Below are 16,318 nucleotides of genomic sequence, written 5' to 3'. Positions count from 1 at the left end.
TGTAAGTTTTTCTGGGTTCGCTACCACAGTCTTATCTGCTGGTTTAACCACATCGTTACCTGCATTTGGCTTAGCTGGAGCTGTTGTATCTTTAGTAACAAAGTCTGCTAATGGGTGTTTATCTGTAGAACCATCTTTATAAGTTACTACTACATCGTTTCCGTCTTTAGTAATAGAAGCAATACGGTCCGCTGGATTTTCTACTTCTGTACCTTTTTTATCAACTAAACGTGCATCTGGATTGTTTTGAGAATATTCAAGTTTAACTTTCTCTTTAATTTTTTCAAACTCTTTATCAGTAACATTGTTAACATCTGATACAACTACTTTGTCAGCTTCTGCTGGAGTTTTAATATCATATTTTTGAGTTTGAGGTTTAAGAATTACATTAACCGCAGTTGGGTCGGTAACATCTCTACCATTTCCTCTAGCATCTGCTCCATCTTTATCAATGGCTTTTACAAAACGCCATCCTAATGGAGTTCCTCCATTTTGAATTGCTTTTTCAAATTTTTCTTTTGTAAACTTCCCTTCAGGTGCTGGAGTACCTGTATATGTAATAACAGCTGGATTTTCTTCTGTTGCTGGGGTTTCAGTAGTGAATTTATTCGCAGTGAATCCATATTCTGTATTTTGTTTATTAGTTTCTCCTGCTACGTCTTTAAATTCTTGGTTACTTCCTCTTCTTAACTCAGCGCTTGCAAGTTTACCACTATCATCTTTGATTTTAATATCAAAAGAATTCACTTCTGATGCATATACATATACTTCTTTTTTATCTGGTGCTGGGTCAGAATATTGAATTTCTACTGTTGGTTTTTCATTTGTACGTACAAATTCTGACAATGGTTTTTTATCTTGAGAACCATCTTTATAGGTTACTACAAGATTGTTTCCTTCTTTTTCTACTTTATCAACAACTTTTGAAGCATCTTCTACTTCTTGACCTTTTTTGTCAGCTAAACGTGCATCTGGATTGTTTTTAGAATATTCAACTTTAACTTTCTCTTTAATTTTTTCAAACTCTTTATCAGTAACATTGTTAACATCTGATACAACTACTTTGTCAGCTTCTGCTGGAGTTTGGATATCATATTTTAAAGTTTGAGGTTTAAGAATTACATTAACTGCAGTTGGGTCAGTAGCATCACGACCATTTCCTCTAGCATCCTCACCATCTTGATCAATAGCTTTTACAAAGCGCCATCCTAATGGAGTTCCTCCATCTTGAATTGCTTTTTCAAATTTTTCTTTTGTAAATGCTCCTTCTGGTGCTGGAGTACCAGTATACGTAATAACAGCTGGATTTTCTGCTGTTGCTGTTGTTTCAGAAGTAAATTTATTCGCAGTAAATCCGTATTGAGTATCTTGTTTATTAGGTTCTCCTGCTACGTCTTTAAATTCTTGATTACTTCCTCTTCTTAACTCAGCACTTGCAAGTTTACCGCTATCATCTTTGATTTTAATATCAAAAGAATTTACTTCCGATGCGTAAACGTACACTTCTTTTTTATTAGGTGCTGGATCTGAGTATTCAATTTCTACTGTTGGTTTTTGGTTAGTTCGTGTTAATTCTGACAATGGTTTCTTGTCTTGAGATCCATCTTTATAGGTTACTACAAGATTTCCTTTGTCGTCTTTTGTTACTGATTGGATCTTAGCATCTTTATCAGCTACAGTTGTACCTTTTTTGTCTGCTAAGTTTGCATCATTATTAGTTTTAGAAAACTCAATTTTAAGTTTTTCTTTAACTTTAGCAAATTCCGCATCTGTTACTGCAGCTGGATTAGCTACTACTACTTTTTCAGCTTCTGCTGGTATTGTAATATCATATTTTTGAGTTTGTGGCTTAAGCATGACGCGGAATGAACCTGGATCAGTTGCATTTGAAGAACCTACTGCTTTATTTTCGATAGATGCTCCATCAGCATCAGTTGCAGTTGCATAACGCCAGCCTAGAGGCATACCTTTTGGATTTTCGCCTTTAGTCGCTTCTTCTAAGACTTCTGGTTTTAAACCATCTGTAGCTGCTGGAGTACCTCTATAAGTGATTACCGCTGGATTTGCATCTGTTGCTGGTGCCTCAGCAGTAATTTTATTCGCTGTATATCCATATTGAGCGTTAATTTTATTTTCTTCACCTGCAACTGGTTTAAATGGTTGGTTTCCTCCACCATTTACAATTGCGCTAGTGATTTTCCCGCTATCATCTTTGAATTTGATATCGAATGAGTTTTCTTCCCCACCATATACATAGACTTCTTTAGTAGCCTTATCTGAGTATGGAATCTCTACTGTCGGTGCTACTGCTAGTGTTGCTTCTACAGGATCACTTACTTCTGATGTTTTACTATCTTTGGTAGCTGTCGCTGCTACAATACCGGCTGGAATGTTTACTGTTGGAGTGATGCTTGCTACACCTTGATCGTTCGCAACGGCTGTACCAAGCTTAGTGCCATCATGGGCGAACAAGGAAACTGTAGACCCCGCTTCTGCTTTCACTTCAACCTGTGTTTTAGTGTTAGCTTTACCTGTTAGACTTGTCGTAATAACTGGCTTAGCTGGTGCTACTGCTTCTTTTTCAACAATTACTTTTACTGGTCCTTCTACCTTCGAACCATCTGAGTATGTTACAACTGCTGTTGCTGTTTTTTCTCCTGGCGTTGCTGTGTTTACTGGTGTCTTGAACTCAGCTTTTGTTCCAGCAGGAAGATCTTTGAAGTTAGCAATTGAATTTTCTGCTTTTGGTTGTTCATTAACTTTAACTGTTTGAGTTTTTACAGTTGGAGGGGTAACATCAGCTTTTGATAGATTTACAGGGTTCTCTGCAATTCTGTGGAAACCGTGGTCAACTCCTGCTGTCCCGGTACTCAACATCCCCATCGAAACCTTCATGTTTTTCAACTGTTCATTTGTTACTGTATTAGGAACTGTTGTTGTAAACTCCCATACATAACCGTCTCTATAGTTACCACCTGTATTCGAATTATCATAGATAACACGCTTACCTGGCAAAGCATTTGAGTTTACTAATTTTTTTGTATCAGATAGCTCGTCTTTTACCGCATCCTTATAGTAGAAGCTAGTGTTATTATACAGAGTATCTAGTCCTCTAGTATAATTGTCCCAACTACCATTTATTTTCAAATTCTCATTTTTAGCAAGAGTACGCCCTGCTGCTGTGGATGGAGTAGGGTTATCAAAAGTTACAGTATCACTAAGAGCACTTCCATCTCCGCCAACTAGTTGATATTTTCTGTCTACAAATTTCATTTCCGCTCTATATTGCAATCGGCGAATATCCGTAGGCATATTCACTTCATTAGGAATCTGAATGTAGTTTCGGAACACTTCATTCTTTACTCCATAGTCATTAGCGAAATTTTGTAAATGGTCATTGAAAAAAACTTGCCAGTCTACAGAAGTAATTTTCCCAGTAGCATCTGTATTGTAACGAGCTCTATATTTCATTACGGAATTAACAGCAGTTATTGCATTACCAGATTCAGATGAACCTCTTATACCACTAGTAATAACACTGTCTTTTTTCCCATAGTCGTTCCCCTGAGAATCAATATTATAGGCAATTTCCGCCCTAAAAGCATTATTTTTATCTAATGCTTTACCGTTACGTGGGTCGTTAGATCCTGTGTTTTCGATTGAGTTAGATTCTGATTTTTTCTCAGTGTTTTCTGCTTTTTTACCTACAGTTTCTTTTCCATTAGTAGTGTCTACTGCTGGAGTTTCTTTTTTCTCTACAGGTTTATTTTTTAATTTAGTGTTAGCTGTAGTTACAAGTTTATTGTAAGCTTTTGTGATTTCACCTTGAGTTGTTGCGTTTGCTAATGTAGCTTTTGCAGCTTCTAAGTCAGCTTTTAGTACCGCAACACTTTCTTCAGTTTTGTTTTCGTATGTTCCGTTAGCTAATTTTGCTTCGATTTCTGCAATGTAGTTTTCTAGTTTAGTTTTGTCTAAAGCTTTAACTTCTTTTGCAGTTTCTCCATCAAGTTTTGCCGCTACTGCTGGTTCTGTTGTAGACACGACTGGTGTTCCAGCAACTTCTGGCTTGTTTTCTGCTACAGCAGGTGCCTCATAAATCTTGCCATCTCCGTTCTGTGTAGGGTTAACATCCCCAGTAGTCGAGTTGTTTGCTACAGTAGTTTCTGCTGTGTTTGCATGAACCACTTGGGTAGCTAAACTAGCTCCGACTGCAAAAACAAGAGAACAACCGAATAGGAAATGCTTCCCTTTTTTGATCATTCTCCAGTTCTTTTGCTCTGCATTTTTACGATTAAAATACATCACATTTTCTCCTTTTGATATCTAAAAAATAGCATGTAATACACATACACATACACATACACATACACATACACATACACATACACATACACATACACATACAATCAATATTATAATTTACATTAGCAGATTTGTCAATTATATTAATTATTTTTTATTATTTTCAGAATATTTCAGGATTTAAATCATTTATTATATTATAGCGTTAAAATAAAAATAAAATTTTCCTTTTCTTCAAGACTATGATAAATGCCATTTTTTGAATACTTATAAAGAACATGTCAACTTATCCTACATATAAGCCATTCCTTTTGAGTACCAAAAAATAGGGAACTATGAAAGTAAAGTCCATCAGATACAAATACTCTTCAAACCGCGTCAGCTTCCATCTGCAACCTCAAAACTAGTGTTTTGAGCAACTTGTAGCTAGCTTCCTAGTTTACTCCTTGATTTTCATTGAGTATAAACTATGGTCAAGAAGAAATCATTCTCCCTGACCAGACCTTTGGACCATTACAAGCCATCATTTGTAGCTATTCAAAAAAGCTCCATACTATCTATTATTCAGGGATTCCTGCTACAGATAGTATGGAGCTCAAAAAGCAGTTACACGAGCATGACTGCCATTCTATTCTTGCATGGTGTAACCGACACCACGCACGGTTTTAATGTAGCTTTTTTGACCTTTTACATCAAGCTTGCTACGTAGATAACGGATATAGACATCCACGATATTTGTTTCGGTCGCACTTTCATACTTCCAAACACTTTCCAATAACTGCTCACGAGTCAGAACTTTCTTGCTTCCCATAAGAGTAGCCAAGAGGTCATACTCACGACGGGTCAGAGCAATCATCTCTTCGCCACGATAAACGGTATGATGTTCTACATCCATACGCAGATTGCGATAAGACGTTGGAACCTTCATCTGACTACAGTGTTGGTCGATAAAGTCCCGACCTCGGAAAATCGCTGAAATACGGGCCACCAAATTGTCAATAATAACCGGCTTATAGATGTAAGAAACGGCAAAGCGTTGGATTGCCTCAATCTGATCTTGCAATTCTTCGCGATGGTCCAAGACCATGATCACTGAGGCTGGCTTAGTCCGACTCAGCTTGTCTGCAAAATCCTGGGCTGTCATATCCCCCAGACGAGCATTCAATAAAATCAAGTCATAGTCTGTCTGAAGAGCCATGGAGAGGGCCTTTTGCCCCTCCTCAACCTGATCAACTCGGTATTGCTCTTTTTGGAGTTCCAAACTTAAAAAATGAGCTAGATTTCGTTCTTTCTCAAGTAATAAAATCCGTTTCCCCATGGCAGACCTACTTATTTTTCGTCATACCAAGAGTAGTGGAATGTTCCTTCTTTGTCTTTACGTTGGTAAGTGTGGGCACCAAAGTAGTCACGTTGCGCTTGGATCAAGTTAGCTGGAAGGTCAGCTGAACGGTAGCTATCAAAGTAAGTAATAGCTGCTGAGAAAGTTGGCACTGGCACACCAGCTTGAACCGCAAGAGCTACGATATCACGCACTGCTTGTTGGTACTTAGCAGTAACATCCAAGAAGTACTCATCCAAAAGAAGGTTGGCAAGATCTGCATCACGGTTGTAAGCATCTGTAATCTTTTGCAAGAAACGAGAACGGATGATACAGCCATCACGCCAGATAGATGCGATGTCTGCAAATGGCAAGTTCCAGTTATTTTCTTTAGAAGCTACACGCAATTGAGCAAAACCTTGTGCGTATGAAATGATTTTTGAGAAGTAAAGGGCTTGACGGATCTTTTCAACCAACTCAGCCTTGTCTCCTTCAAATTTGAAGGCAGCTGGTTTTGGAAGAACCTTGCTTGCATGCACACGTTCTTCTTTGTAAGTTGAAATGTAGCGAGCAAATACTGACTCAGTGATGAGTGACAATGGCACACCAAGGTCAAGTGATGATTGGCTAGTCCATTTACCAGTTCCCTTGTTGCCTGCAGCGTCAAGGATGTAGTCTACGATTGGTCCGTCTTGGCCTTCATCGTCTTTACGACTCAAGATATCAGCTGTGATTTCAATCAAGTAGCTGTCCAATTCACCCTTGTTCCACTCAGTAAAGATTTCAGCCATATCTTCTGCAGAAAGGCCCAACAGGTGTTGCATCAAGTCATAGCTTTCTGCGATCAATTGCATATCACCATACTCGATACCGTTGTGAACCATTTTCACATAGTGACCAGCTCCATCAGGACCGATGTAAGTCACACATGGTTTGCCATCTTCTGGTGCTTTAGCTGAGATTTCTTCAAGAACATCCGCAACCAATTCGTAGGCACCTTTTTGTCCACCAGGCATGATAGAAGGACCTTCTAGGGCACCTTTTTCACCACCAGAAACCCCAGTACCGATAAAGTTGATACCTGAGTTTGCCAATTCTTCATTACGACGGATGGTATCTTTGTAGAAAGTGTTTCCTCCGTCGATCAAGATATCACCCTTGTCAAGGTGTGGAAGAAGGGCTTGAATTGTAGCATCTGTACCAGGTCCAGCTTGAACCATGAGCATGATACGACGAGGTTTTTCGATTGAGTTTACAAAACTTTCAACGTCATAGCTTGGTACAAAGTTCTTTTCAGGATGGCAAGCAATTACATCTTCAGTTTTTTCTTTACTACGGTTGTAAATAGCAACTGTGTAACCACGAGATTCAATATTAAGGGCAAGGTTACGACCCATTACGGCCATACCAACAACACCAAAGTTAGCTTTTGTCATTTGACACTCCTCTTGTTTAATTTGTTTTATTTTATCATTTTTACTTTTGAAAAGAAAGAATTTTGTAACGACTGCTTAGTAGTCCAAGTCATCCGCATGTCCAGAACCATTTCCAACAAAGTATCCTGTCTTACAGTTAAGGGTAAAGAGATAGGTTCCATCTGGTTTGTAGAGGTTGTAATAACCATTGCCATTAACGATATTAACACGCTCAAGGATATATTGGTTACCAGTGATATAACCACGTGAACGTGAAGTCGCTAGAATTTGTTCTAAGACACCATCCGCGAAATCCCAGGCAGAATTATTGCTATCATCAATAGCAGACTGGTTATAAGAAACACGACTCGCACTTCTTTGAACAGCAACTCCTGCACTTGACACACCCATATTGACTTCACTGCGTGTACTTCTAGTTTCAGTTGAGGCAGTATTTGAACTACTTGGGCTTGTCTCACTAGCAGTATTTTCGCTTGCTTGACTAGAGCTTGAGTTGCTAGTTTCACTTGAACTTGAGCTTGAAGCACTTGTTTGCTGGCTCTTACCAAGGCTGATAGCCTTATCTAGAACTTTATCAAGCTCCGTATTTCCAGTTTTAATATCTGTAAATTTAGCATCTGATTTAGCTTTAGCGTTAGTATCCAAGACACCATCCATAATAGCTGGTTTCTCAAATTGAGCATTGACATCTTGAATGGCCTTGATTTGAGTTGCTAGGCTATCATACTTAGATTTTGCAAGCGTATATTCACGACTACCTTCTAGCTTATCAAGCAAAGTTTTTAGTTGGCTCAGTTTATCAAACTGGCTATTCTTCAGAGCCGTTTTGTTGCTATCTGTATAGAAGGCATCATATAAATTATTGAATTCTTCCGCATCTGACTGCGTATTTGTAGTTGATTGAGAAGTTTGGATTTCCTTGGTCGAACGAGCCACTTGACGATAAACATAATAACCAGTTCCAAGGATAAGAACCACTAAGGCTGCTAGAATACCGTAAAGCACCCATTTCTTCTTACTTTTTCCATCTTCACTATCTGTGACTCGAGAACGCGTGAGAGCCTCTTCCGTTCCAACTAATGGTACCTCTTCCTTCTCAAATTCTTCGACAAGAGGAGCTTCTGAAACTCGTGTTAATTCTAAATCATCAAACTGACGCAATTCATCTTCTGGAGCTGGAGAAGTTACTCCTGTTTCCTCACGAAGCTCTTGAAGCAAATTATCCAGAGTCTGAGTCTCCTCTACCTCTTCTTTTTCAACTAGATCATCCTTGCTAAACTGACGTGTTTCAAACTTATCTGCCTCAATTTCATCTTTATGTTGTTTCACATACTTGTCCAAGATAGAATCTCCAGGCAACACACCTGCTTCCACCTCTTCATTTTTTCGCATGGCTTCTCCAACCGTTAGCTCTTTGGCTTCATCAAAATCAAATTGCGCCTCTTGATGTTCTGCTTTATGACGATTCCGTCTTTTCTTACTCATGAGTTTTTCCTTCCTACTTTACTTCCTGACGTTTAACACGCTGACCGAAATATTGATACAAATCAACTTTTAAGGTTCCATTGTACAACTTACGCTTCTTATCCGCTTGACTACCGTACTTGGTCTCAAAGGCTTCATCACTGGTTAAGATAAACTTGCTCCACGTTTTCAGCGGTGCAAATACTTGACCCATTTCAGCATAAAGCTTGGTAACCCCTGCATCATCTGACAAGCGTTCACCATAAGGCGGGTTAGAGATAATCACTCCATTGATTTTATCAGAACGTAAATCCTGCACGCGCATCTGCTTAAAGGTAATATCTCCTGCAACACCTGCTGCCTGAGCATTGGCCTTAGCAATTTCCACCATGCGAGCATCGATATCACAGCCCATGATATCTAGCTCAAGCTCACGATCCACTTTCTTAGCTGCTTCAGTACGAACTTCTTGGATCAAGCGATCGCTAATCCAGTTCCATTCCTCAAAAGCAAAGGAGCGACGAAGACCAGGAGCCATCTTTCTAGCAATCATAACTGCCTCGATACAGAAAGTTCCTGAACCACAGGTCGGATCAATCAAGGGCTTGTCTGGATACCAGTTAGAGAGTTGTAAAATGGCTGCCGCCATGTTTTCCTTGATAGGAGCCCCACCTTTTTCGGTACGATAGCCACGTTTAAAGAGGCTAGTCCCTGTCGTATCAATCATGACAGTTACTACATCTTTGAGAATAGAAACCTCAATCTTAAACTCTGGACCATTCTCCATCAGAGGAACACCTTCTGGGCGGGCGTAGTGTTTCTGCAATTTCTTGACAACGGCCTTCTTTGAAATAGCCTGAACACTGGGTTCATTGTGTAGTTTAGATTTCACACATTTGGCTTTTGAAATCGGAAATCGAGCTCCAAGTGGTAAATAATTTTCCCAATCTAGAGCGAAAACTCCCTGAAACAGCTCCTCAAATGTCTTAGCTGGGAACGTTCCTACGATAATCTTGATACGGTCTGCTGCCCGAAGCCAGAGGTTGGTTTCGATGATGGCTTTCGCATCTCCTTGAAAACGAACACGTCCGTTTTCAACTTGACAATCGTAGCCCAACTCTCGCACTTCACGACCAACGACAGCCTCAAGACCAGCTGCAGCAGTAGCGATTAAATTAAATTCTTTTTTCATTTTCAGTCTTATAAGACCTTTCTGTATGTCCACTTTAAAAAATGAGGTTGAGAAAGTTTTCTCAGCCCCAACCTATATGCAATTTTCTATAAGCCATGTTTTGTTCCAGAAGTGACTAGGACCACTTCCTTCGATAATCATCTGTCTACCACTAACAACTTACAGCTGATAGCAGTCAGAGTACTACGTTCGTTTCCGTGTACTCCATGCCCCGACCGAAATTTGGGTTGCTAGCTTGAGGGGTTTACCGCGTTCCACTCTCTCTGTTTCCAGAAAGACTCCGTCACTGTGGCACTTTCAAGCCTACTCTGGCCTATCCAAGGACTTAGCCATTTCGACTGCCGTAACGATCTCTCGTCCCTAGGCTTATGGATTCGCCTAGCACAAACACTACAGGCATCACAGCCTGTGCTAGCATGGACTTTCCTCATGAAAAGAAATTCTCCTCACGCGATTATCCAAAAATTGCACTTTTCAAATACACTCTTATAAATCAGAGTTATCCAAAATTTGTTTGCCAAATACTTCTTTCTCAAGACGATTTAGACGTTTTAAAATATCAAAATTCGTCATAGAAGTCGTTGCTGTCATTTCAAGTGGTTCTGCTTGAACCGGTGCAGATTCAGGTTTGCGAGACAATTCTTCCTTCAACTCTGCAATTTCTTGACGGAGAGACTTGACTAAGGCAGCATAAGTTTCATAGTCCTTGATGACATCGTCCAAAAATTCATCAACTTCAACCTTACTATATCCACGGACTTCACGTCCAAACTCTTGCTCAAAAATATCTTTCGCTGAAAAAATAATACTTGCCATCTCTCTCTCCATTCTCGGTTTCTAATAGTATTATTATATAAAAAAAGGCAAACAAAAATCAAGGTCAAAGCCTTACTTTTCAGAAAAATTTTCTACTAGCTCATTTAAGTCTTCAAAGGTTAGCCTTTTTATGCGATAACCTTCCTGATTTTTCATCAAATTGTCTATAAATTTTAATTTAGTCTCATTTTCTGGGTCATAGAAAAAATAAGCTAAATCAGTATTTTCCAGTAAAAATCGTTGGTAGTCTCGTAGTTGCCCCATATGTTCATATTTAGGATAGGCATATTTGACAAAATCGACCTGCTTAAATTGGCTAAGTTTAAGCTGATTCGCTTCATTCCAATTTTCCCCGTGTGTTTCAAAATCAAAAATGGTCGCTAGGCTGAAATCATATTCTTCTTTCATTTCATTTGCGACATCCAGCACCCAAGATTCAAATCCCAAGTTTCCTGTAAAGACCAGCCATTTAATCCCTTCTTCTGCTAAACTTTCTAAATCACGGCGAATGGCTTTCTTTATAATTTTTAACCTGATATCTTTTTCATTAAACAAACCCAAGTCAAAATTAGAATATCCCATAATTAAAGCTGTAGTCATTTTTACACCTTTCTTTCTATTTTTATGGTATAATAGAGTGATGTTATTGTACCAATAAGGAGAAATATGGTCAACTATCCTCATAAAATTTCATCAAAAAAAAGCCAAACATCCATTTCTCAACCAAAAAATTTCGCAAATCGAGGAATGACTTTTGAAAAGATGATCAACGCTACAAACGACTACTATCTGACGCATGGTATGGCAGTTATCCATAAAAAGCCAACGCCTGTTCAGATTGTTCGAGTAGACTATCCTCAACGTAGTCGAGCCAAAATTGTAGAAGCCTATTTTAGACAAGCTTCCACAACAGATTACTCTGGCGTATATAGAGGACATTACATTGACTTTGAAGCCAAGGAAACGCGGCAAAAAAATGCTATCCCAATGAAGAACTTCCATCTTCACCAGATTCAACATATGGAACAAGTTCTAGAACAGCAGGGCATTTGCTTCGTACTGCTTCATTTTTCTTCTCGACAAGAAACTTATTTGTTGCCGGCACTTGATTTGATTCGCTTTTATCATCAAGATAAGGGTCAAAAATCAATGCCACTTGGATATATTCAAGAATATGGATATTTAATAAAGCAAGGAGCTTTCCCTCAAATTCCCTATCTCGATATTATCAAAGAACGTTTACTAGGTGGTAAAACAAGATGAATAAACAAACCATTCTGCGATTCTTAAAGTATATTGGAATTACATTTCTTACCTTATTTATCGCATTATTTCTATTAGGTGGAGGTGTCTTCCTCTACTTTGTTAGCAAGGCCCCAGCCTTATCTGAAAGTAAATTAGTTGCGACAACCTCTAGCAAGATTTATGACAATAAAAACGAACTGATTGCTGACTTGGGATCTGAACGTCGTGTAAATGCTCAATCCAATGAAATCCCTACGGATTTGGTCAAGGCTATCGTATCTATCGAAGACCACCGTTTCTTTGATCATAGAGGTGTTGATACCATTCGTATCATGGGGGCAGCATTGAGAAACCTCCAAGGGAAAGGAGGGCTACAAGGGGCTTCGACCTTGACTCAGCAATTGATTAAATTAACTTATTTCTCTACTTCAACTGCTGACCAAACCTTGTCACGTAAAGCCCAAGAAGCTTGGCTGGCCGTTCAACTAGAACAAAAAGCAACCAAGCAAGAAATCCTGACCTACTACATCAACAAAGTCTACATGTCTAACGGTAACTATGGAATGCAAACCGCAGCCGAAAATTACTATGGAAAAGACTTGAAGGATTTAAGCTTACCACAGTTAGCACTCCTAGCCGGAATGCCTCAAGCCCCAAACCAATATGATCCATATTCCCACCCAGAAGCTGCTCTAGAGCGTCGGAACTTAGTACTTTCAGAAATGAAGGGACAGAAATATATCAGTGCAGAAGATTACGAAAAAGCTATTAATACGCCTATCACTGATGGACTTCAAAGCTTGAAGTCAGCCAATAGTTACCCTGCCTATATGGACAACTATCTCAAAGAAGTAATCGACCAAGTCGAACAAGAAACGGGCTACAACCTTCTTACCACAGGTATGGAAGTCTATACTAATGTCGACAAAAATGTTCAACAGAGACTTTGGGATGTTTACAATACAGATGAGTACGTTGCTTATCCAGATGATGAACTTCAAGTAGCTTCCACTATTGTGGATGTAACAAATGGTAAAGTCATTGCTCAGTTAGGCGCCCGTCACCAATCAAGTAATGTATCTTTTGGAATCAACCAAGCCGTTGAAACCAACCGTGACTGGGGTTCTACTATGAAACCAATCACTGACTATGCTCCCGCTTTAGAATATGGAGTCTATGACTCTACTGCCTCTATTGTACATGATGTTCCTTATAACTATCCTGGTACTGATACTCCTGTCTACAACTGGGATCATGGCTACTTTGGGAATATTACAATTCAGTATGCACTCCAACAATCACGTAATGTTACAGCAGTCGAAACCTTAAATAAAGTTGGTTTAGATCGAGCGAAAACCTTCCTAAATGGCTTAGGTATCGATTATCCAAGCATCCACTATGCTAACGCCATTTCAAGTAATACAACAGAATCTAACAAACAATACGGTGCAAGTAGTGAAAAAATGGCTGCTGCTTATGCCGCCTTTGCTAATGGTGGTACTTACCACAAACCAATGTATATCAATAAGATCGTCTTTAGTGATGGTAGTGAAAAAGAATTTTCTGATGCTGGTACACGAGCTATGAAAGAAACTACTGCCTATATGATGACCGAAATGATGAAAACTGTTTTAGCATACGGAACCGGACGTGGTGCTTACCTACCATGGCTTCCACAAGCAGGTAAGACAGGTACTTCTAACTATACTGACGACGAAATTGAAAAGTATATCAAGAACACTGGCTACGTAGCTCCAGATGAAATGTTTGTAGGTTATACTCGTAAGTATTCTATGGCTGTATGGACTGGTTACTCAAATCGTTTAACTCCAATCGTTGGAGATGGTTTCCTAGTTGCTGCTAAGGTTTATCGCTCAATGATATCGTATCTATCAGAAGATGACCAACCTGGAGATTGGACGATGCCAGACGGCCTGTTCCGAAATGGAGAATTCGTCTTCCAGAACAACGCGAAGAACACATGGAATAATTCAACAACACAACAAACACAAACAGTAGAAACTCCAAGCACAACAGCTGAAAGTTCAACTACACAGGCAAGTACGACGGTTGGTCAACAACCCAATAATGCCCCAGCAACCGATCCTAATCAAGGACAAGCAGGCCAGGCTGGTCAACCGACACAACCAGTACAACCAACACCACAAAATCCACAAGTTCAACAGCAACCACAACAGTGAGATGAAAGAAAATCCTGAGAAGCAAAACTCAGGATTTTTTCTACAAAAAAATTAACTTCATAATCTTTGAAAGTGAAAAGATGTTTCAACTCATTTTCGATAAACCAAAAGAAGTTAGCGAATAACTAACTTCTTTTTATCTTATTTCACATGTTTTGCGAGTTCTTCTTGCGCTTTTTTATTGGATTCTTCTTTTTCTTTCATCCATTTATCTTGAGCTTTTTGATATTCATCTGCTGTGACTGCCTTGTCTTGAAGTTCAAGATATTTGTATCGGAGCGGATCGCTTGTCCCTTTATTACCTGCGAAAGAGAAAGGTAAAGTAAATGGTACCATCTTAGACAAGATTGGACGACCTGTACGAGATGTCGTTGGAATGACTAGGGCACTATCTGTCAACCATGCCTGAGCTTCGGCATACTTGTTATACCGTTTTGTAACATCTGTAGTTTCTTCCCCTGCTTCATTGACCATTTTATCATAATCATTGAGACCAACCTTCTTAGCCGCCTCATTGTCTTTTCCTGAATCAAACCCTAGGTAAGTTCTCGTATTTTCCCCTACAGAAGGCTTGATGATATCAAGATAAGTTGATGGATCTGAGAAGTCAGGTCCCCATCCAACGTTATCAGAAAGATCCCAATCCTCACCGGCAGCAGTTTGTGCAAATAAAGTAACATTCAATAAATCATCTTTTTGTAATTGTTGAATATCAATAACCACATTATCAGATCCTAAAGTCGCTTCCAAGGATTGTTTCATAGATTGGACACGTTGAACTTTTGTAGTTGCTGTTTGGTCAACAGGCATATCTAGGTGAATAGGGAAGGTTACGCCTTCAGCTTGAAGGGCTGCCTTAGCTTTGGCAAATTCTGCCTTGGCTTTCTCTGGATTATAGAGACCATCTTGGGCATCAGCAAGGTTCACATCCTTCCATTCATCCCCATAAGTCACCAATTTTTCTTTGACCATGTCACCAAAGTTTTTCCCATCTGCTTGGACAAATGTTGGTGGTACAAAAATATTACGTAAGATTTTGCTTGCACCGTTTTGTCCATTTAGCTGAGAGGCATAGGCTGTACGGTCAAATCCAAAGGCAATAGCCTGACGGAAATCCTTGTTTAAGAGAGCCTTTTTAGTTGAAGTCTTTTGTTCTTCACTAGTCTTAGATGTATATTTGTAAGATTGACGGTCAATATTTGTCCCTACTACATAAGTCGTAGAGTCCTGTTGTGTATAGACAATATTGTCCTTCATCTCTTTCTCAAGCTCTGCGAAACTTGCACTTGTTGGATAGAGACGAGCTGCTGAAAGGCTACCATCTTTAAAGTTTTCTGCAGGTTTACTAGTATCTTGACCATCCCAGAATGACAATTTGACTTTGTCAATATGGACATTGTCTTTATCCCAGTAATTAGGATTCTTCGCAAATTCAACAGTAGATTTGGTTACAATAGATTTCAACAAATAAGGACCATTATACAAGATACTACTTGGATCCGTAGCTTTGGCAAAATCATCCCCTTTTGAATTCAAAAACTCTTCATTAACTGGTGCCAAAACACCCATTGTTGTTTTAGAATTCCAAAAACTTTCAGGTTTGTTCAAAGTGTATTGGACTGTTTGATCATCAATTGCTTTAATCCCAACTTGAGAGAAATCTTTACTTTCCCCTTTAGCATAGGCATCCAGTCCTTTGATTGAGTCCTGTACCAAGTATAGGGCTTCTGATTTCTTATCTGTCGCATATTTAAGACCTGTCACAAAGTCCTGAGCCTTAACAGGAGCATACTCTTCTCCTTCAGATGTGTACCACTTGGCATCCTGACGAATTTTATAGGTATAAGTCAAGCCATCCTTAGAAACTGACCAGTCCTCTGCCATAGAGGGAACCAAATTCCCATAGCGGTCACTCTCCAACAAACCATCAATCACATTACTAGTAATGTCAGCAGTTGCCGCCTTACCAGTTGTTAAGTAGTTGAGATTATCTGGGTCTGTCTCGTAGGTAAATGCAAAAGTCTGCTCGCCTTTAGTTGCAGAACCACCTGAACAAGCCGCTAAGACACCTGCTGCTAATAAAGTTACTCCCGCAAGAGCCAATACTTTTCTTGTTTTCATAGTATTCTCCTTTGTTTTTCTATCTATTATAGACCCTTTGCAATCTATTGTCAATATATTTTCTGAATTTTCATATTTATTTGTTATTTTCTGACAAAAACGGGGTGTTATTTCATTTTTTTATCTATTTTTAACTATAAGAAAAGAGGCTCTATAATATTTGTAGTGGGTAAATCTCCTATAAATATTATGGAGCCTATTTTTGTGTAGAAAAAAAGTCCCA

10 protein-coding genes and 1 other RNA gene are annotated in these 16,318 nt (G+C 39.1%); 2 read left to right on the top strand and 9 right to left on the bottom strand.

The features are described 5' to 3' along the window. From M1F55_RS08800 to M1F55_RS08765, 8 genes are all read right to left on the bottom strand, one after another. The coding region (locus tag M1F55_RS08800) for a Rib/alpha-like domain-containing protein (RefSeq protein WP_247947699.1) at window positions 1–4,302 on the bottom strand (4,302 nt) is incomplete at its 3' end. Window positions 4,303–4,930: 628 nt separating this feature from the next. Beyond that, the gene (locus M1F55_RS08795) at window positions 4,931–5,620 is read right to left on the bottom strand and encodes a response regulator transcription factor (RefSeq protein ID WP_020903407.1); all 690 of its coding nucleotides are present in this window, start codon (window positions 5,618–5,620) and stop codon (window positions 4,931–4,933) included. An 11-nt stretch (window positions 5,621–5,631) separates the two neighbouring features. Beyond that, window positions 5,632–7,056: an NADP-dependent phosphogluconate dehydrogenase gene (gene gndA, locus M1F55_RS08790; protein WP_247947698.1), complete on the bottom strand. Its 1,425-nt coding sequence runs from the start codon at window positions 7,054–7,056 to the stop codon at window positions 5,632–5,634. Window positions 7,057–7,131: 75 nt separating this feature from the next. Continuing rightward, entirely contained in the window at window positions 7,132–8,541 is a 1,410-nt protein-coding gene (mapZ, locus tag M1F55_RS08785) for a cell division site-positioning protein MapZ (RefSeq protein WP_247947697.1), read from the bottom strand. Window positions 8,542–8,554: 13 nt separating this feature from the next. After that, the gene (locus M1F55_RS08780; protein WP_247947696.1) at window positions 8,555–9,712 is read right to left on the bottom strand and encodes a THUMP domain-containing class I SAM-dependent RNA methyltransferase; all 1,158 of its coding nucleotides are present in this window, start codon (window positions 9,710–9,712) and stop codon (window positions 8,555–8,557) included. 84 nt (window positions 9,713–9,796) lie between these two features. Further along, window positions 9,797–10,178, bottom strand: an RNA gene (gene rnpB / locus M1F55_RS08775) — RNase P RNA component class B. Window positions 10,179–10,198: 20 nt separating this feature from the next. Next, window positions 10,199–10,528 carry a cell division regulator GpsB gene (gene gpsB, locus M1F55_RS08770; RefSeq protein WP_000146534.1) on the bottom strand — a complete coding sequence of 110 codons (330 nt, stop codon included), beginning with the start codon at window positions 10,526–10,528 and terminating at the stop codon, window positions 10,199–10,201. Between the two features lie 72 nt (window positions 10,529–10,600). Continuing rightward, a complete protein-coding gene (locus tag M1F55_RS08765; protein ID WP_049516192.1) occupies window positions 10,601–11,128 on the bottom strand; it encodes an SLOG family protein in 528 nt (175 codons plus the stop codon). A gap of 66 nt (window positions 11,129–11,194) precedes the next feature. Here M1F55_RS08765 and recU point away from each other — a divergent pair, with 66 nt between their 5' ends. Together recU and pbp1a are read left to right on the top strand one after the other, a co-directional pair. After that, a complete protein-coding gene (recU, locus tag M1F55_RS08760) occupies window positions 11,195–11,791 on the top strand; it encodes a Holliday junction resolvase RecU (RefSeq protein ID WP_033685492.1) in 597 nt (198 codons plus the stop codon). Then, window positions 11,788–13,974, top strand: a complete 2,187-nt coding sequence (pbp1a, locus tag M1F55_RS08755; RefSeq protein ID WP_247947695.1) for a penicillin-binding protein PBP1A — start codon at window positions 11,788–11,790, stop codon at window positions 13,972–13,974. Before recU ends, pbp1a begins: the two co-directional genes overlap by 4 nt. 141 nt (window positions 13,975–14,115) lie before the next feature. Here pbp1a and M1F55_RS08750 read toward each other — a convergent pair whose 3' ends face one another. After that, on the bottom strand, window positions 14,116–16,095 hold the full coding sequence (locus M1F55_RS08750) for a peptide ABC transporter substrate-binding protein (protein WP_247947694.1): 1,980 nt from the start codon (window positions 16,093–16,095) through the stop codon (window positions 14,116–14,118). Between the last annotated feature and the right edge of the window lie 223 nt (window positions 16,096–16,318).

Source organism: Streptococcus mitis, assembly GCF_023109235.1.
Classification (GTDB): Bacteria; Bacillota; Bacilli; order Lactobacillales; family Streptococcaceae; genus Streptococcus; species Streptococcus mitis_DA.
Note: the sequence above shows the minus strand (reverse complement) of the source record. Positions and strands in the feature narration are given on the sequence as shown.